The organism is Actinomadura latina NBRC 106108, assembly GCF_001552195.1.
GTDB classification, from domain to species: Bacteria; Actinomycetota; Actinomycetes; order Streptosporangiales; family Streptosporangiaceae; genus Spirillospora; species Spirillospora latina.
Genome location: NZ_BCQS01000013.1, coordinates 238896 through 256993, shown reverse-complemented (window position 1 = coordinate 256993; position 18098 = coordinate 238896). Strand labels below are relative to the sequence as shown.

Annotated in this window: 17 protein-coding genes; 7 read left to right on the top strand and 10 right to left on the bottom strand. The window is 73.7% G+C overall.

From position 1 onward, the window contains the following. Nucleotides 1-28: 28 nt before the first annotated feature. A complete protein-coding gene (locus AL2_RS20500; protein ID WP_245666773.1) occupies nucleotides 29-1654 on the bottom strand; it encodes an acyl-CoA dehydrogenase family protein in 1626 nt (541 codons plus the stop codon). Nucleotides 1655-1836: 182 nt separating this feature from the next. Between AL2_RS20500 and AL2_RS20495 the strand changes: the two genes are divergently transcribed. Then, complete coding sequence (locus AL2_RS20495; protein ID WP_083946717.1) at nucleotides 1837-2547, top strand: DUF1707 SHOCT-like domain-containing protein; 711 nt, start codon at nucleotides 1837-1839, stop codon at nucleotides 2545-2547. A 2-nt stretch (nucleotides 2548-2549) separates the two neighbouring features. Here the strand turns inward: AL2_RS20495 and AL2_RS20490 are convergent, their stop codons facing one another. Genes AL2_RS20490 through AL2_RS20470 form a run of 5 tightly spaced genes read right to left on the bottom strand, consistent with a single transcriptional unit; the run spans nucleotide 2550 to nucleotide 6099 of the window. Continuing rightward, on the bottom strand, nucleotides 2550-2780 hold the full coding sequence (locus AL2_RS20490) for a hypothetical protein (RefSeq protein ID WP_157438258.1): 231 nt from the start codon (nucleotides 2778-2780) through the stop codon (nucleotides 2550-2552). A gap of 37 nt (nucleotides 2781-2817) precedes the next feature. Continuing rightward, entirely contained in the window at nucleotides 2818-3579 is a 762-nt protein-coding gene (locus tag AL2_RS20485; RefSeq protein WP_067635726.1) for a sirohydrochlorin chelatase, read from the bottom strand. Beyond that, entirely contained in the window at nucleotides 3561-4271 is a 711-nt protein-coding gene (locus AL2_RS20480) for a phosphoadenylyl-sulfate reductase (protein ID WP_067635724.1), read from the bottom strand. The genes AL2_RS20485 and AL2_RS20480 overlap by 19 nt, the downstream gene beginning before the upstream one ends. Next, nucleotides 4268-4435 (bottom strand): Insertion element protein, encoded by a 168-nt coding sequence (locus tag AL2_RS20475; RefSeq protein WP_067635722.1) that lies wholly within the window; start codon nucleotides 4433-4435, stop codon nucleotides 4268-4270. Before AL2_RS20475 ends, AL2_RS20480 begins: the two co-directional genes overlap by 4 nt. Further along, nucleotides 4432-6099 (bottom strand): nitrite/sulfite reductase, encoded by a 1668-nt coding sequence (locus AL2_RS20470; RefSeq protein ID WP_168444741.1) that lies wholly within the window; start codon nucleotides 6097-6099, stop codon nucleotides 4432-4434. The genes AL2_RS20475 and AL2_RS20470 overlap by 4 nt, the downstream gene beginning before the upstream one ends. A 661-nt stretch (nucleotides 6100-6760) precedes the next feature. On the opposite strand from AL2_RS20470, the gene AL2_RS20460 reads away from it, so the two are divergent. The 3 genes from AL2_RS20460 to AL2_RS20450 are packed head-to-tail and all read left to right on the top strand — an operon-like array spanning nucleotide 6761 to nucleotide 9585. After that, on the top strand, nucleotides 6761-7825 hold the full coding sequence (locus tag AL2_RS20460) for a YihY/virulence factor BrkB family protein (protein WP_245666771.1): 1065 nt from the start codon (nucleotides 6761-6763) through the stop codon (nucleotides 7823-7825). A gap of 27 nt (nucleotides 7826-7852) precedes the next feature. After that, nucleotides 7853-8839 (top strand): phosphotriesterase family protein, encoded by a 987-nt coding sequence (locus AL2_RS20455; protein ID WP_067635716.1) that lies wholly within the window; start codon nucleotides 7853-7855, stop codon nucleotides 8837-8839. A 35-nt stretch (nucleotides 8840-8874) separates the two neighbouring features. Then, nucleotides 8875-9585, top strand: coding sequence for a phosphoribosyltransferase (locus AL2_RS20450; protein ID WP_067635714.1), 711 nt, complete (start codon nucleotides 8875-8877; stop codon nucleotides 9583-9585). 259 nt (nucleotides 9586-9844) lie between these two features. Here the strand turns inward: AL2_RS20450 and AL2_RS36550 are convergent, their stop codons facing one another. The 4 genes from AL2_RS36550 to AL2_RS20430 all read right to left on the bottom strand — a co-directional run bounded on the left by AL2_RS36550 (nucleotide 9845) and on the right by AL2_RS20430 (nucleotide 13555). Next, nucleotides 9845-10141, bottom strand: a complete 297-nt coding sequence (locus tag AL2_RS36550; RefSeq protein WP_021600082.1) for a WhiB family transcriptional regulator — start codon at nucleotides 10139-10141, stop codon at nucleotides 9845-9847. 185 nt (nucleotides 10142-10326) lie between these two features. Next, a complete protein-coding gene (locus AL2_RS20440) occupies nucleotides 10327-11232 on the bottom strand; it encodes a ferredoxin family protein (protein WP_067635712.1) in 906 nt (301 codons plus the stop codon). Nucleotides 11233-11342: 110 nt separating this feature from the next. Beyond that, on the bottom strand, nucleotides 11343-12890 hold the full coding sequence (locus AL2_RS20435; RefSeq protein WP_067635710.1) for a glycerol-3-phosphate dehydrogenase/oxidase: 1548 nt from the start codon (nucleotides 12888-12890) through the stop codon (nucleotides 11343-11345). 56 nt (nucleotides 12891-12946) lie between these two features. After that, the gene (locus AL2_RS20430; RefSeq protein WP_067635708.1) at nucleotides 12947-13555 is read right to left on the bottom strand and encodes a TetR/AcrR family transcriptional regulator; all 609 of its coding nucleotides are present in this window, start codon (nucleotides 13553-13555) and stop codon (nucleotides 12947-12949) included. Nucleotides 13556-13618: 63 nt separating this feature from the next. Between AL2_RS20430 and AL2_RS20425 the strand changes: the two genes are divergently transcribed. The 3 genes from AL2_RS20425 (at nucleotide 13619) to AL2_RS20415 (ending at nucleotide 17963) form a co-directional block, all read left to right on the top strand. Continuing rightward, nucleotides 13619-15226, top strand: coding sequence for an FAD-binding oxidoreductase (locus AL2_RS20425; RefSeq protein ID WP_067635913.1), 1608 nt, complete (start codon nucleotides 13619-13621; stop codon nucleotides 15224-15226). A gap of 5 nt (nucleotides 15227-15231) precedes the next feature. Beyond that, nucleotides 15232-16113, top strand: a complete 882-nt coding sequence (locus tag AL2_RS20420; RefSeq protein ID WP_067635706.1) for a diacylglycerol/lipid kinase family protein — start codon at nucleotides 15232-15234, stop codon at nucleotides 16111-16113. Between the two features lie 329 nt (nucleotides 16114-16442). Beyond that, on the top strand, nucleotides 16443-17963 hold the full coding sequence (locus tag AL2_RS20415) for a metallophosphoesterase family protein (protein WP_067635704.1): 1521 nt from the start codon (nucleotides 16443-16445) through the stop codon (nucleotides 17961-17963). Nucleotides 17964-18098: the final 135 nt, after the last annotated feature.

Genomic DNA, 18098 nt, shown 5'->3' with positions numbered 1-18098 from the left:
GCTCCGGACGCTGATCTTGAGTGCGGCCTCAGGTGACTTTCGGGGTGGCGCGGTCGATGATCGGGGCGACGTCCAAGCCTGGCGGGAGGGTGCCGAAGGCGCCGCCCCAGTCGCCGCCGAGGCGAGTGGCGCAGAAGGCATCGGCTACGGCCGGGTGACCGTGCCTGACCAGCAGGGATGCCTGCAGGACGAGGGCCATGCGCTCAGCGACGCGGCGGGCGCGGAACTCGATCGTCGCGGTATCGGTGAAGGCGTCCTTGGCGTCCTTGACGGCGGCGTCCAGGCGCGGGTCGGCCCCGTGAGAGAGGTCGACTTCGTCGAAGAACGCCTCCAGCGTCTGCGGCTCGCGCAGTGTCGCACGCAGGAGATCGAGCGCCGCGACGTTGCCGGAGCCCTCCCAGATGGAGTTCAGCGGCGACTCGCGGAACAGGCGGGGCATGCCCGACTCTTCGACGTAGCCGTTGCCGCCCAGGCATTCGAGGGACTCGGCGGCGTGTGCGGGCCAGCGCTTGCAGATCCAGTACTTGCTGATGGCGAGGGCGAGGCGCTTGAACGCCGTCTCACCGGCGTCGCCGCGCACCGAGCGGTCGGTGGCGCCCGCGAGGCGCAGCATCGTGATCGTCGCGGCCTCGGACTCGATCGCGAGGTCGGCGAGGACGTTGCGCATCAGCGGCTGGTCGATCAGGTACGCGCCGAACGCCTTGCGGTGGCTGGCGTGGTGCGCGGCGGTCGTGACGCCGTGCCGCATCCCGGACGCCGCGCCGATCACGCAGTCGAGCCGGGTCATGTTGACCATCTCGATGATGGTGCGGACCCCGCGGCCCTCGTCCCCGACCCGCCAGGCGACCGCGTTCTCGTACTCGACCTCGGAGGACGCGTTGGACTTGTTGCCGAGCTTGTCCTTGAGGCGCATCAGCCGGAGCGGGTTGAGCGTGCCGTCGGGCAGGACGCGGGGGACGAGGAAGCAGGTCAGGCCGTCCGGCGCCTGGGCCAGGGTGAGGAACACGTCGCACATCGGGGCGCTGGTGAACCACTTGTGGCCGACGAGCCGGTACGTCCCGTCGGGCTGGGGCGCGGCCTGGGTGGTGTTGGCGCGGACGTCCGAGCCGCCCTGCTTCTCCGTCATCGACATGCCGGCGAGCAGCGCGTTCTTGGTGAGCGGGGCGCGCAGGCCGAAGTCGTACTCGGGCCTGGCCAGCAGCGGCTCGTACCGGGCGGCCAGGTCGGGGGACTGCCGCAGGGCGGGGACGGCCGCGTACGTCATCGAGATGGGGCAGCCGTGGCCGGCGTCGACGCGCCAGGTGTAGAACTTCGCGGCGCGCGCCACGTGGGCGCCCTCGCGGGAGTCGGCCCATGCGGAACCGTGCAGGCCGTGCGTCACCGCGACGTTCATCAGCTCGTGCCAGGCCGGGTGGAACTCGACCTCGTCGATCCGGTGCCCGTAGCGGTCGTGCGTGCGCAGGACGGGCGGGTTCTCGTTCGCGAGGCGCCCCCATTCCCGGGCCTTCTCGGTGCCCGCCAGGACGCCCAGCTCGTGCACCTCGGCCTCGGCCCAGCCCGCGCCCTCGCGCGCCAGCCCGTCCAGCAGGACGGCCTCGTCGGCCTCGTCGTGCCCGGTGAGCGGGGGAACCTGATTGACCACCTCGTGCGTCACCGCGCCGGCCTCCACATGCCGTTCCCCATGTTCACGCCGTTGCCGTGCAGGATACAGAACCTCGTTCGGGCAGGGGATGATCATGCCTCTACCGTGGCCGGACGTCCATCCTCCTGAAGTGGTGGGGCGATCTCGTCCCCCCGGCGGATTGTCGCGCTGCGGCGGGGGCATACCTTCGAAACATGAGTCAGTCCAGTCCGCAGCCCGAGCCGTCCTGCCACGGCCGTCCGGCGGCGCGGCGGCAGGACGCCCATCCCGACCGGCCCGTACCGGAGCCCCTCGACGTCACGACCGCGCCCGACACCGTCCGGGCGTCCGACGCCGAGCGGGAGGCCGTCGTCGAGCGGCTGCGGATCGCGTCCGTGGAGGGGCGGCTCACCTTCGAGGAGCTGACCGAGCGCACCGAGGCCGCCTACGCGGCCGTCAGCCGCGGCGACCTCGAGCGCATCACCGCCGACCTGCCCGGCATGGGCGCCCCCGGCGCCAACCCCGCGCCCGTCCAGGTCAAGCGCAAGTTCAGCGCCGTCATGGGCGACTGCAAGGAGCGCATCGTCGGCCGCATCGACGGGCCGCTGGAGGCCCTGTCGGTGATGGGCGACGTCGAGCTCGACCTGCGCGGCGCGCAGGTCACGACCGGCGAGGTCAGCATCACCGCCACCGCCGTGATGGGCGACGTCAAGATCATCGTTCCGGACGGCGTCAGCATCGAGCTGTCCGGCCACACCTTCCTCGGCGACCGGCGGGTCAACGTCCGCGACCCGCATCCCGGCGCCCGCGTCCCCGTCGTCCGGGTCACCGCGACCGCCGTGATGGGCGACATCAAGATCGTCGACGATGAGCACCACGCGCCCGTCCGCCGCGCCATCACCGAGTGGTGGCGGGACCGCAAATAGCGTCAGCGGCTGTCGTCGCCGCGCTCGGCCTCCTCGACGCCCGCCTCGTCCGGCGGGAGCGTGTCGGGGTGCTCGTGCTTCACGCCGGGCGTACCCGTGCCGCTCGTCCCCTCCCCGCCGGCCGGGCGGGGCCGGCGGACGGTACGGCCGCGGGCGTCGGAGCGCTCGTTCACGGGGGCGAACTCGCGGTCGTGGGTCTCTTCGGGCTCGTGGCCGGCATCCTCGCGCTTCATGGCGGACCGCATACCCGGTCGCCCCGCCGCCGAACGTCTACACGGCCGTGGCCCTGCGCACGGCCGACGGCGCCTCGACGTAGCGGCGGACGATCAGCTCGGCGATCTCCGGGGCCGCGCCGAGGGCCGGGGACACGACGGCGGCGCCGGCGGCCAGGGCCTCGGCGCGGACCTTGTCGGTGAAGTAGCCGGGCGCCAGGAAGTAGGACGCCACGGCCACCCGCGGGGCGCCCGCCTCCAGCAGCGCCGCCACGGCCTCGCCCGGTTTCGGGCCGGCCGCCGACGCGTAGGCCGGGACGGCGTCGCGCCAGCCGCGCGAGCGCCACTCCTGGGCGAGGCGGGCGATCGTGGCGTTGGCGGACGCGTCGCTGGAACCCGCCGAGACCAGGACGACCGCCGTGTCCGGGTCGCCGGGCTCGACGCCCGCGTCCGACAGGCGGCGCTCCAGCGCGGTCACCAGGAGCGGGTCCGGGCCCAGCGTGCCCGCCGTGCGCAGGCGCAGCCGGGGATGCCGGGCGCGCACCCGGTGCAGGACGCCCGGGAGGTCGGTCTTGCTGTGGTAGGCCGCGGTGAGCAGCAGCGGCAGCACGACCGCCTCGCCGGCGCCGTCCCGGGCCAGGCCGTCCAGCACCCGGTCGGGCGCCGGCGGGCCGTGGTCGAGGAACGCGGCGTGCACGGCCACGTCCGGGCGGCGCGCCCGGACGGCGCCGAGCAGGCCGGCGACGGCCGCGGCGGCGCGCGGGTCCCTGCTCCCGTGCGCCACGGCGACCATGGGCGTGCTCACAGGTGGATGCCGCATTCGGTCTTGCCCATCCCGGCCCACCTGCCGCTGCGCGGGTCCTCGCCGGGCGCGACCGGGCGGGTGCACGGCTCGCAGCCGATCGAGGGGTAGCCGTCGTAGTGCAGCGGGTTGACGATCACCCCGTTGTCCTCGATGTAGTTGTCCATGTCCTCCTGGGTCCAGCCCAGGATGGGGTTGACCTTGACCATGCCGCGCTTGCGGTCCCACTCGACGACCCTCCGGTCGCGGCGGCTCGCGGTCTCGTCTCGGCGGATGCCGCTGAACCAGGCCATGTAGCCCTCCAGCGCGCGGCCGAGCGGCTCGACCTTGCGCAGGTGGCAGCACAGGTCCGGGTTGCGCCCGTGCAGCCTGGGGCCGAGCGCGGCCTCCTGCTCCTCGACCGTCCGGGACGGGGTGACGTTGATGACGTTCACCGGGTAGACGGCCTCGACCGCGTCCCGGGTGCCGATCGTCTCGGCGAAGTGGTAGCCGGTGTCGACGAACAGGACGTCGATGCCGGGCTTCACCTTCGACACCAGATGGATCAGCGCCGCGTCCGACATGGACGAGGTGAGGCAGATGCGGTCGCCGAACGTGGCCACGGCCCAGCGGATGACCTCCAGCGTGGGCGCGCCCTCCAGCGCGGCGGCGGCCGATTCGACGATGTCTTCGAGGTCAAGGGTAGGTCTGTCGGTCTCCAGAAGGGTCACCGAGGGATCTCCTTGCTCGCGGTGCGGGGAGCTCCGACACCGAGGAATTTCAACGTGAAGTTGCGGAGGCAGTCGGGGCAGAACCAGGAACCGTGCTCTTCACGCGGTTCCAGGTTCTCCTCGCCGCAGTAGGGGCAGTAGAACGGCGCCATGCGCTCGCTCACTTGAGGTCGGCCTCGTCGGCGCGCTGCACCCAGTCGGCGAACTTCTCGCCCTCGTCGCGCTGCTCGTCGAACTTGCGGACGACCCGCTCGACGTAGTCGGTCAGCCCGGACGACGTGGTCTTCAGCCCGCGGACCTTCTTGCCGAACGAGGCGCCGAGCCGGCCGCCCAGGTGGACCTGGAAGCCCTCCACCTGGTCGCCGTTCTCGTCCACGACCAGCTGGCCCTTGAGGCCGATGTCGGCGACCTGGACGCGGGCGCAGGAGTTCGGGCAGCCGTTGATGTTGACGGTCAGCGGCTGGTCGAAGTCCGGGAGCCGCTTCTCCAGCTCGTCCATCAGGTCCATGGCGCGCTGCTTGGTGTCGACGATCGCGAGCTTGCAGTACTCGATGCCGGTGCACGCCATCATGTGCCGCCGGAACGTGGACGGCCGCGCGTGCAGGTCGTGCCCGGCGAGCGCCTCGACGAGGGCCTCGGTGTTCTCCTCCGGCACGTCCAGGATGATCATCTTCTGTTCGAGCGTCGTGCGGACCCGGCCCGAGCCGTAGCGGTCGGCCAGCTCGCCGATGACGCCGAGCAGCTCGCCGTTCAGCCGGCCCACGCGGGGCGCGAACCCGACGTAGAAGTTCCCGCCCTTCTGCGGGTGGACGCCCAGGTGGTCGCGGTGGACGTCCGGGGCGGCCGGCTCGGGGCCGTCCGGCAGCGCGTACCCGAGGTACTCCTTCTCCAGCACCTCGCGGAACTTCTCGGCGCCCCAGTCCTTGACCAGGAACTTCATCCGGGCGCGGCTGCGCAGCCGCCGGTAGCCGTAGTCGCGGAAGATCGAGGTGACGCCGTGCCACACCTCGTGGGCCTGCGCGGGCTTGACGAACACGCCGAGGCTCCGCGAGAACATCGGGTTGGTGGACAGCCCGCCGCCGACGAACAGCTGGTAGCCGGTCTCGCCCTGCTCGTTCACCACGCCGACGAACGCGATGTCGTTGATCTCGTGGACGGTGCAGTGCGAGGTGCAGCCCGACAGCGCCGTCTTGTACTTGCGCGGCAGGTTGGAGAACTCGGGGGAGCCGATGTAGCGGTCGTGGATCTCGCGGAGCTGCGGCGTCGCGTCGATCACCTCGTCGGCGGCGATGCCGGCCAGCGGGCAGCCGATGATCGTGCGCGGCACGTCGCCGCACGCCTCGGTGGTGTGCAGGCCGACGGCGGCGAGCGCGTCCCAGATCGCGGGGACGTCCTCGATGCCGACCCAGTGCAGCTGGATGTTGTGCCGGTTGGTGATGTCGGCGGTGCCGCGCGCGTACTTGCGGGAGATGTCGGCGATCGTGCGCAGCTGCGGACCGCTGAGCTGGCCGCCGTCGATGCGGATCCGCATCATGAAGTAGCGGTCCTCGAGCTCCTCGTCCGTCAGCGCGCCGGTCTTGCCGCCGTCGATGCCGGGCCGCCGCTGGGTGTACAGGCCCATCCAGCGGAACCGGCCGCGCATGTCGGACGGGTCGATCGAGTCGAACCCGTGCTTGGAGTAGATGTCGATGATGCGGCGCCGGACGTTCAGCCCGTCGTCGTTCTTCTTGTTCTCCTCGGTGGCGTTCAGGGGTTCGCGGTAGCCGAGGGCCCACTGGCCCTCGCCCTTCTTGCTTTTGATCGCGGGTGGCACGGCGCGCGTCCTCATCTGTTGGGCGTGAGGGACGCGTAGCGCACCGGCAGTCTTGGACGGCCGGCTCAACGCTGAGCAGGATCAGGTCAAAGGTGACGCCGATGCACCACGCGCCCGCTGAGCAGGGGGCGTGGTCGGGGCGTCACCGACAGATCGCGCTGCGGACGCGCTGGAAGTCCACGTGCCGGCGCTTGGCCAGCAACGGGTCCGCAGCAGTCATACTCGAACTCTGACACGACGTCTCGCGCACTGTCCAGTTACGTCCGGCATACGGACACGTGAGATGCGTCATCCCTGCCGCCGCCAGTTCACCCGGGGCTCGGCGTTCTCGCCGGTCGGGCGCCCGGACCGCTCCCGCTCGCCGGGCGTGCCGGGCGGCGGGAGGTGCTGGCAATCGCACCAGGAACCGCCGCGGCACTCCTCGTGGCGGCGCTCTCGGCACGACGGGCAGATCATTTCTCTATTGTCGCCCATGGAGGCAAACGCGCTCGGTGATCATGGTCCGGGCGACGTTCCGGTCCGTCCAACCGGGTATGGGCAAGGGGATGGACGGGGAAGCAGGCCCCTGGCGGGACGATCGGACGGGGGAGGCGATCGGCACGCGACGCGCGGAGCGGGCCACTGAAATGGGCGATGCGACATGTTCCGGGCGCGTGACGCTCTACGGTGGGGCGGTGTGACGACCGTCTCCGACGCCGAGGGCGTCCCCTCGGCCGGGGACTCCGACTCCGAACGGGACCCGCGCGGCCCCCGCCCGAACCTGCGCCGGCTGCTGACGGCGCGGGCCCGGTCGGCGGCGCGCACCGCGGGCCGCGTCGGCTGGCTGCTGACCAAGGGCACCGCGGTCGGCGCGTTCCGCTACCGGGTGACCGGCCTCGCGGCCGAGGCCGCGTTCTTCGCGCTGCTGTCGCTGCCGCCGCTCGTCATCGGGCTGATCGGCACGATGGGCCACCTGCGCGGCCTGCTCGGCCGCGACACCGTCGCCGAGGTCCGCTCGTGGGTGATCGAGCAGGCGCGGAACGTGCTGACCGGTCCGGCGGTCGACTCGGTGGTCGTGCCGCTGATCGACGACGTGATCCGCGGCGGCAGCCCCGACATCGTGTCCGTCAGCTACCTGATCTCGCTGTGGGCCGGGTCGCGGGCCACGAACGTCTACGTCGACACGATCACCATCTCCTACGGGCTGTCCGGCGTCCGCGGGGTGATCCGCACCCGGACCCGGGCGTTCGTGCTGTACCTCATCGGGCTGCTGGTCATGCTGGTCGTCATCCCGATGCTGGTGGCCGGGCCCGCGCTGGTGCGGCAGGCGCTGCCGGAGAGCGCGGAGACCGTCCAGCTGGCGTACTGGCCGATCCTGGTGACGCTGTCGATCGTCTTCCTCGCGCTGCTCTACCACATGAGCGTCCCGGTGCGGACGTCCTGGTGGCGCGAGGTGCCCGGCGCCGTGCTCGCGCTGCTGATCTGGATCGCCGGCAGCGCCGGGCTGCGGCTCTACCTGGCCGGGTCGCTGAGCGGCGTGTCGGTGTACGGGCCGCTGGCCGCCTCGATCGCGGTGCTCGCCTGGCTGTACGTGGCGGCGCTCGCGGTGCTGATCGGGGCCGCGCTCAACGCCGAGATCGACCGGCTGTGGCCGAGCGGCGACACCGCCCGTGCGCGCGCCGTGCGCGACGCGCAGAACGAGCAGCCGCCCGGCGACCAGGCGAGCGCGGGTAAAAACAAACCCGGAACCGGCTCTGAATAGGTCAAACATGTCGTAACCTCGCGTGTCATGACCCCCAGTGAGGAGCCGCGCCGGTTGCGCACCGTGACCGGCACGATCGCGACGTCGGACGTCACCGGGCCGGTGCTCTCCCACGAGCACCTGCAGATGGACCTGCGCTGGCCCGCGCGGCCGCAGCTGGTCGGCTCCGATCCGGGCCGCTGGCTGGACGAGGAGAAGGGCGTCCAGCGGGAGCTGTCGGCGCTGCGCAAGGAGCACGGCCTCGGCCTCGTCGTCGACCTGACGTGCTCGGGCATGGGCCGCAACGCCGCCGCGCTCGCCCGCATCAGCGCCGGCGCCCGGGTGGCCGTGGTCGCCGGGACGGGCGTGTTCACCGAGCCGTTCCACCCGGCGTTCGTCCGCGAGACCCTCGCGGCGGGGCCGGGCCCGGACGGGCCGACGGGCGTCGAGCGGCTCGCCGAGCGGCTGCTCGCCGAGGTCGGCTTCGGCATGGACGGCACCAACTGCCTGCCCGGCGTCATCGGCGAGATCGGCACCTGGGGCGAGGCGCCGACCGAGACCGAGGAGCTGTGCCTGCGCGCCGCCGCGCGCGCGGCCCGCTACTCCGGGCTGTCCGTCGCGACCTACGGCCGGGCGGGCCTCGCCCAGCTGGAGATCCTCACCGCCGCCGGGCTGTCCCCGGACCGGGTCGCGGTCGGCCAGCAGGACCGGGTCGACGACCCCGGCCAGCACCGCAAGATCGCCGAGACGGGCGGCTACGTCTCGTTCGGCACGCTCGGCCTCGCCGGCGACGACCACGCCGCCATCGGCCGCCGCGTCCGCTGCGTGATGGACCTGCTGGAGGCCGGGCACGCCGACCGGGTGCTGCTGAGCACCGGCGTGTCGCGGATGGCGCAGATCGGCCGCTACGGCGGCGCCGGCTTCGGCTACCTCTTCGAGACGTTCCTGCCCGCGCTGCGCGCCGCGGGAGCCGATGACGCAACCCTGGACGCGATCCTGCACGGCAACCCGCTGGGGTGGCTCACAGGGGCGTGAGTGGGTAGGGGAGACCCCGGAAGGGGGTGTCCCCCATGTCCCGGAACAGATCCGCACGGGAGGGCCTCCAGCGGGCGGAGACCGTCCGGCTCCCCTACACCGACCGCAGCGAGGCGGGCCGCGTGCTGGCCGAGCGTCTCGTCCCCCTGGGGCTGGACGGGGCGGCCGTCCTCGCGCTGCCCCGCGGCGGCGTCCCGGTCGGCTTCGAGGTCGCGCGGCGGCTCGGGTCGCCGCTCGACGTCCTGGTGACCCGCAAGATCGGATACCCGCCGCAGCCCGAACTCGGCGTCGGGGCCATCGCCGAGGGCGGCTCGCCGGTGTTCGACGGCGACCTGCTGGACCGGCTCGGCCTGCGCGAGGACGACCTGGCCGCCACGGTGGCGGCCGAGCGCGCCGAACTCGGCCGCCGCGTGGCGGCCTACCGGCGCGGCCGCGCGCTGCCGGAGGTCGCCGGGCGCCCCGTGATCGTGGTGGACGACGGGCTGGCGACCGGCGGCACCGCCCGCGCCGCGGTGCGGGCGATGCGCGAGCGCGGGCCGTCCCGGCTGGTGCTCGCGGTGCCGGTGGGCGCCGCGGAGACCGTCCGGGCGCTGGAGGCCGAGGTGGACGACATGGTCGTCCCGGCGGCGCCGTGGGAGTTCCGCGCCGTGGGCCAGTGGTACCGCGACTTCGACCAGCTCACCGACGACGACGTGACCGCCTGGCTGGAGCGGGCCGGACGGGGCGCGGGCGCGGGCCCGCTGTGAAGCGGCCCACAGGAAATGGCGGGTGCGAATTTCGGTGAATGGGTCACGTCGCCGAGCCGTTTGCGCTAAAGGCGTGCCAAGCGGAATGTCGTGGCACGATGTAACTCGACTGAGACGCAGATGTGACCACCCGGCACCGGCTCCGCCGGGGCGGGCCGGGTCCGGGCACGCAAACGGCCCCGCGGGGCGGGGCCGTGTCGTTTTTCAGGGTGGCGTGCCGGGGATCGCGATGGGAGCGTTTCGGCGCCTTCGTGCTCGCTTAGGCGGCGTTGGCGCGGCGCATCCGGCGACGGCGCTCGGACGCGCGCTCGTCCTCGTTGAGACCGCCCCACGTGCCGTACTTCTCGGGCCGGGACACCGCGTAGTCCAGGCACTCCGTGCGAACCGGGCAGCCCATGCAGATCTGCTTGGCCTTGCGCTCGCGGATCTCACGCTCGGGCTGGCGTTCGCCGTCGGGACCGAAGAAGAGGACGAGGTCTTCCCCCCGGCACGCCGCGGCGTCCTGCCAGCCCCAGCTGGGACGAGGGAGGTTTGCCTGCCGACGTACCTGAGCCATGGAACACCCACCTTGATTGGTTTCGAACAAAAATCGGGACATGGACGCTCGACGTGCTTCGGGTGACATGAGTCAGAAGCGCCGAATGTTCCAACGTCTGGAGTTGCCGCTCTGTTCCCCGCCCGGTTACTCCGGAAACCTGGGGACTTGCGACAGGGAGACCCTCGAATGGGGCCTCGGAGAGATTACACGAGGGCCGCCTCGTTGAGAAGGGTGAGTTCCCTAACAACATGGGTTCGCAGGTTCTCCCCGCAGGCCGGACCGCAGGGATCGGCCTGCTGGACGGCCTCCACGGTGACCCGGTAACGGCTCTGCCGGGCGACAACGACTGCTTCGTACCGGGATGTCCCAGTGACCGATTCCACGGTCACCTCGTCCACCCCGAGGACGCCGGTGTGCGCCCGGACGAAGTGCTCGGCCGCCTGCGCCGGCTCGGGCGTCCCGGCCCGGCCGCGGAACCGGTCGAGGACGACCTCGCCCCGCAGATAGGCGTCCACGGCCCGCACGGCCTCGGTCTCGCCGAGGTCGCCGTAGTACAGCCCGTGGGGAAGACACACCAAATTCGCCGCAAATCGGTCGCCGCCAACATGGGTGGTCTCCCACACGAGGCGATCGAAACGCGTGGCGAGGGCGCGCGCCAGCGGAGCGCCGGTGCGCGCGCAGCAGGCGTTGTGCCGCCCGTGCGTGCAGGCCAGCAGGAGCGGCGCGGCCACCGGCTCGCCGAGCCCCGGGGAGCGGCCGGCGGCGAGCGCGGCCAGGTCGAGCGACGCCAGGTCCGCCGGGTCGGCCAGCTCGCGCCCCTCCATCCAGACCTCGGCGCCGCGCGAGAACGCGGCGTACACCTGGATCGGCGGGGTGGCCCGGCGGCGCCCGGGCCGCCGGATCAGCTGCGGCCGGACGCCGGCCTTCTTCGCGGCGCGCACCGCGTCGCCCACCGGCTCCGCGCCGGGCAGGTCGGTGACGTTCCCCGGCCATGGGCCGGGGTGCTCGACGAGCAGCCAGGCGCGCGCCTTCGTGGTCGCGCTCGCCAGGCACGGCCGCTCGCCCGTGTGGCTGCCGAGGCAGTGCCCGCAGCCCTTACCGCGCGTCAAGTGATCCCCCCGGCCGATCTTCCAACGATTAGGTAAGGGTAACCTAACGGTTCGCCGCCAAACCAGGAGGGGTGCGGCGGCAGAGGTGACAGAGGTCTCAGTGGACCGGCTCACTGCAGGGCGGCCCGGGGCAGGAGGGCCTCCGCGGCCGGCAGCGCGGCCTCCCGGTCGGCGGCGACGAGCCCGATCCGGGTGCGGCGGTCCAGCAGGTCGCCCGCGTCGAGGGCGCCCTCGTGCCGCACGGCCCAGGCCAGCTCCGCGCCGGTCACCGGCAGGTCCGGGAGCACGCGCTCCGCCAGCGCGGGGTCCTCCCTGCCCAGCGCGGCCAGCAGCGGCGCCTCGGTCCCGTACCGGTGGACGAGGCGGGACGGCGCGTCCAGCGCGTCCAGCCGGGCCCGCGGGGCCGCCCCCACCAGCGGGAGGCGGGCGGTCCGGCTCGGCCCGGCGGCGAGGCCGCGGGCGCGCACGACCGCGTCGACGGCGTCCTGCGCCATCCGCCGGTAGGTGGTGAGCTTGCCGCCGACGATCGTGACGACGCCGTCCCGGGAGGTCAGCACCGCGTGGCGGCGGGAGATGTCGGCCGTGTCGCGGCCGTTCCCGACGTCCAGCAGGGGGCGCAGCCCGGCGTACGCGCCGATCACGTCCGCGCGGCGGACCGGGACGTCCAGGGCCGAGCCGAGCACGTCGAGCAGGAACCCGATCTCGGCCTCGGTCGGCTCCGGCACGTCCGGGATCGGCCCGTCCGCCGGCTCGTCGGTGAGGCCCACGTAGACGCGGCCGTCGCCCTGCGGAAGCACCAGCATGAACCGGGCGCCGCCGCCCGGGATCGGCACGTGCAGCCCGGCGGAGAGCCCGCGCAGCGTCTCGGCCCGCAGCACCAGGTGGGTGCCCCGCGACGGGCGCAGCCGCACGCCGTCCACGAGGCCGCCCGCCCAGACGCCGGCCGCGTTCAGCACCGCCCGCGCCCGGACGGTGATCTCCCGCCCGGTCAGCTCGTCCCGGACGAGGGCGCCGTCGCCGGTCAGCTGCACCGCCCGGCACCGGGTGAGGACGCGGGCGCCGTGCCCGGCGGCGGTGCGGGCGAGCGCGGTGACCAGGCGCGCGTCGTCGCAGAGCTGCCCGTCCCAGGACAGCAGCCCGCCGCGCAGCCCGTGCGGCCGCAGCGCGGGCGCGAGCCGCAGCGTCTCGACCGCCGACAGCCGGCGCGGGCCGGGCAGCACCGAGCGCGGGGTGCGCGCGGCGAGGCGCAGCAGGTCCCCGGCGCGCATGCCGCCGTGCGCGACGGCCGCCTGCCCGCGCGACACCAGCGGGGTCAGCGGCAGGACGAACGGGAGCGCCCGCACCAGGTGCGGAGCCGTGTGCCGCATCAGCACGCCGCGCTCCACCGCGCTCTCGTGCGCCACGTCCACCTGCCCGGACGCGAGGTAGCGCAGCCCGCCGTGGATCAGCTTGGAGCTCCACCGGGACGTGCCGAACGCCAGGTCGTGGGCGTCGATCGCGGCGACCGACAGGCCCCGCGACGCGGCCTCCAGCGCGGCGCCCGCCCCGGTCGCGCCGAGGCCGACGACCAGCACGTCCACCACCTCGTCCGGCAGGGCGGCGAGCTCGCGTTCCCGGCGCGCCGCGCTGAGCGACGTCCGCGGTTCCGGTCCGGTCATCGGGCTTCCTCCCAGGCGCCTCCGTCTTCCGGCGAAGGCGAAGAGTCGGGCAGCGGTCAGGGCGCCAGCGTCCGCTCCAGGACGTGGCGGAGTTCGGTGTCGAGGGCGTCGGCGTCGAAGGCGGGGTCGGCCGCGTCGATCATGATCGGCGCGGACAGCGCGAAGGACTGGACGACCAGCAGGAGCGCCCGCGCCTGCCGGCCGGGGTGGCCGGCGCGGATCGTGCCGTCCCGCTGCCCCGCGGCGATCGCCTCCTCGAACCAGGCCAGGAACGCCCGCTGGCTGGCGCCGCAGCGGTCCAGCAGGTAGGGGAGCAGCAGTTCCGGGTCGACTTCGATGATCTTGCGGAGCAGGGGGTGGTCGCGGAACGTGCGGACGCCGGTGACCAGGCCGTCCACCATCCGGGGCCGGACGGGGCGGCCGTCGTCGGGCGGCTGCAGCGCCTCGCCGATGCCGGTCCACTCGCGGGTCATCAGGTCGGCGACGATCGTGCGGACGTCCGGCCAGCGGCGGTACAGCGTCATCCGGGAGACGCCCGCGCGGCGGGCGATGTCGGTCAGCGTCGTCCGGCGCACCCCGACGGCCAGCACGCAGTCGCGCGCGGCGTCGAGGACGGTGTCGTCGGCGGTCCGTGCCGCCACCCTGTTGTGACGATTCGACGTCATGTGTCACAGTGTAAGCCCAAGCGACGGCGGGGTGGAGAGGGAGGCGGCGTGGAGACGCGGGACATGCTGTGGAGCGGCTGGGGGGATCCGGCCAAGGCCGCGCCGCTGCCCGAGCCCATGGTGGGGCTGCTGCGCGACCTGCTCGGCGTGCGGCCCGCCGAGGCGCCGCCGGCCCGGCTGGCGGAGCTGGAGGTCGCCGCGCCCAGGCTCCCTGGGGAGGACCTGACCGCGCTCGCCGGGATCGTCGGGGACGGGAACGTCCGCGCCGACGCCGAGTCGCGGGTCCGGCACACGGGGGGCAAGTCGACGCCCGACCTGCTGCGCATCCGCGCCGGCGAGACCTCCGCCGCGCCGGACGCGGTCGTCCTGCCCGGCTCGCACGACGAGGTCCTCGCGGTGCTGGAGTTCTGCGCCGGGAAGCGGATCGCGGTGGTGCCGTTCGGCGGCGGTACGTCCGTCGTCGGCGGGCTGGCCCCGCAGGGCGTGGACGCGTTCATCGCCCTCGACCTGCGGCGCATGGACCGCCTCGTCTCGGTCGACGAGGTCTCCCGGACCGCCGTCCTGCAGCCGGGCCTGCGCGCGCCGGCGGCGGAGGCGCTGCTCGCCGAGCGCGGCTTCACGCTCGGGCACTTCCCGCAGTCGTTCGAATGGGCGTCGATCGGCGGGTTCGCGGCGGCGCGGTCCAGCGGGCAGGCGTCCGCCGGATACGGGCGGTTCGACGACATGGTGGTCGGCCTGACCGTGGCGACCCCGGAGGGGGCGCTCGACGTCGGCCGCGCGCCGAAGTCGGCCGCCGGCCCCGACCTGCGGCAGCTCGTCCTCGGCTCGGAGGGCGCGTTCGGCGTGATCACCTCGGTGACCGTGCGGATCCGGCCCGTCCCGGCGGCGAGGGAGTACGAGGGCTGGCGGTTCGCGTCCTTCGCCGAGGGCGCCGCCGCGCTCCGCCGGCTCGCCCAGGACGGCCCGCTCCCCACGGTGCTGCGGCTGTCGGACGAGGCCGAGACCATGGTCGGGCTGGCCGACCCGGCCGCGATCGGCGGGCAGGCGCTGGAGGACGGGGCGACGTCGTCCGCCGGGTGCCTCGCCGTGGTCGGATTCGAGGGCACTGCGCAGGACGTGGCGGCCCGGCGGGCGGGCGCGGCGGGCGTGCTCCGCGACGCCGGCGGCGAGCCGCTCGGCGCCGGGCCGGGCGAGAAGTGGGAGCACGGCCGCTTCAACGCCCCCTACCTGCGCGACTCCCTGCTGGACGTGGGCGCGTTCGCCGAGACGCTGGAGACCGCGGCGTTCTGGTCGGACGTCCCGGAGCTCTACGACGCCGTGCGCCTGGCGCTGATCGGGACCCTCTCCGGGGCGGGGACGCCGCCGCTGGTCATGTGCCACATCTCGCACGTCTACGCGTCCGGCGCGTCCCTGTACTTCACCGTCGTGTCGGCGCAGGGCGAGGACCCGGTCGAGCACTGGGCGCACGCGAAGCGCGCGGCCGGCGACGCGATCCTGGCGGCGGGCGGGACGATCAGCCATCATCACGGCGTGGGCACCGACCACCGCGGCTGGTACGCGCGGGAGATCGGGCCGCTGGGCGCCGCGATGCTGCGCGCCGTCAAGGACCGGGTCGATCCGGCCGGGATCCTCAACCCGGGCGTCCTCGTCCCGCCGGCCCCGGAGGAGTAGCCGCCATGCGCGCGTTCACCGCGATCGTCAACCCGGCGGCGGGCGGTTCCGCGTCCGCGTCCTGCCTGATGCCGCTCGGCCGGCTGCTGCGCGAGGCGGGCGCCGAGCTCGACGTCGAGTACAGCCGGAGCATGGAGCACGCCGCCGCGGTCGCCCGCGGCGCGGCCGAGACCGGGCGCGTGGTGCTCGGGGTCGGCGGCGACGGCATGGTCGGCTGCGTCGGCGGCGCCCTGGCGGGCACGGACGCCGTCTTCGGGATCGTCCCGGCCGGGCGCGGCAACGACTTCGCGCGCCAGCTCGGCGTCCCGTCCGGCGCGGCGGAGCTCGCCCCGCTGCTGCTGGACGGCGAGCCGCGCGCGGTGGACGCCATCGAGGCCAACGGGACGCCCGTCCTCGGCAGCGTCTACGCGGGCATCGACGCGATCGCCAACGACAACGCCAACAAGACGCGGCTGCTGCGCGGCTCGGCCGCCTACTACGTCGGCGCGCTGCGGGCGGTCGTCAGCTGGCGGCACGCCGACTACCTGATCACCGTGGACGGCGCGGAGCACCGGCGCGAGGGGTACACCGTCGTCGCGGCGAACTCCGGCTACTACGGGTTCGGCAAGCACATCGCCCCGGACGCGCGGGTGGACGACGGCCTGCTCGACGTCGTCCTCATCCGCAGGGCTCCGCGGACGCTGTTCTTCGCCGTGATGCGCGAGCTGGCGGACGGGACGCACGTCCGGCGCCCCGAGGTGGAGGTCATGCGCGGCCGGGAGGTGCGGATCGAGCTGGCCGGGCCGCCCGGCCGGACGCTCCCGTACGGGGCGGACGGCGAGCTGCCCGGGGAGCTGCCGGTCACCGCGAGGATCATGCCGGGCGCCCTGCGGGTGCTGGCCCCCTGAGGTTTTGGCCCCTCGTTTGGGGTGGTTTACGCCTGCATTACGGCCCTCCGTATAGCGTCGGTTACGTCCCGCTTTCGGGACCTTGGAGCTGTCCGTGGAGGCATCATGAGAGGCGACTGCACGCTCGCCGTTCTGGGGGGACTCATGATGACCGCGGGCGCTCCCGACGTGGTGGCGCCGGCGTCCCTGGGGGTGGCGCCGGCGTCCACCACGCCCTCGCGCGCACCGGGCCGATACCGCGTCTGACACGGCGCCCGATGCCGCGCTTGACGGCGCGAACGCCTCCGGACAGGCTGTGAGGATCCCCTCACCGCTGCCGGAGGCGTTCCGTGTCCGAGGTTTCCCCCGCGCCCGACAACTCGCGCACCTCCGAGGCGGGTGCGGGGTGGGTCTGCGGAAGACCCGGCACGTTCAACGACCTGCTCCCGGCCCGCGTCCCGGACTTCTCGTGGCGCCGCCCGGCGGTGCTGTGGCGGTCCCGCAACGACGTGATCGCGCGGCTGTTCGGCGACCCGTCCGACGCGATCCGGCGGCGCTGCGTCGCCGCCCTGCGCGAGCGCGGCACCCCGGCCGCGTTCACCCTGCACCGCCCGTCCCCCGAGTTCTCGTTCGCGCTGCTCGGCGACACCGGAGAGGGCGACCGGTCGCAGTACGCGGTGGTGCCGCCGCTGCTGCACGCCGCCGCCGGCACCGACTTCATGATCATCGCCAGCGACGTGGTCTACCCGACCGGGGACGGGCGCCAGTACCCGGAGAAGTTCTTCCGCCCCTACAAGGACTATCCGGCGCCCGTCTACGCGATCCCCGGCAACCACGACTGGTACGACGGGCTGCGCGGCTTCCTGCACGTCTTCTGCGACCTGGACGCGGACTGCTCGCCGCCGCCCTGGCGCGGGCTGCTCGCGTTCGTCCCCCGCCTGCTCTGGCGCCACTCCGGCACGATCGACCCGGAGGTCCTCGCGGAGGCGCGCCGCACGTTCCGGGGCGCGCCCGGGCAGCGGGCCGTCCAGCCGGGGCCGTACTGGGCGATCGACACGCCGTCCCTGCGCGTCATCGGCATCGACACCGGCATCACCGGCGGCCTCGACCGCGACCAGGGCCGGTGGCTGCGCGAGGTCTCCGGCGGCCCCAAGCCCAAGCTGCTGGTGACCGGCAAGCCCCTGTACGTGGACGACGACCACCGGCCGGGGCCGATCGAGGGCGGCGGGACGGTCGACGAGATCGTCCGCGACCCGGCGCACCACTACGTGGCCGCGATCGGCGGCGACATCCACAACTACCAGCGCTACCCGGTGCGGACCGGCGACGGCCGGACGATCCAGTACATCGTCTCGGGCGGCGGCGGCGCCTTCATGCACGCGACCCACACCATCCCCCGGACGAGCGTGGTGGAGGAGAACGAGTTCCGCTGCTACCCGCTGCGGGGCGACTCCCTGTCCCGCTACAGCAAGCTGTACGGGCGGTGGCTGCGGCTGCCGAAGCTGTTCGAACTGACCCCGGAGGAGGCCACCGCCGCCGTCCGGCACCGGCTCGGCATCAGGCCGGGACGCGGCTACAAGGCGGCCGGGGAGACCACGCCGTCCCGCCGCGCGCGCTTCGTCGCGTCCGTCCTCGGCGTCCCGCGCGGCGGCCGCAGCCGCCCCCGGTTCCTGCGGCTGCCGGTGCGGCGGCTCCCGCAGCGCTTCCGCTCGGAGCTGGCCGACTGGGACCGGCCGCCGTTCTTCAAGAGCTTCCTGCGCCTGGACGTGACCGAGTCGCGGCTGCGGATCCGCTGCTACGCCGCGACCGGCTGCGGCGACCACGAGGAGTCGCCGCCGTGCGAAGACGAGGTGACGATCCCGCTGCGCTAGCCGGTCATACCGGTGAATCCGGCGCGTTAATGGCCACAACCGGCGTTTGATGGCCCCGACGTGCTCGGATGCCGTTAAGGTCTTGGGTCAATCACACGGGTGAACGGTTTTGGACGGTCGGCCGCAAGCGACCGC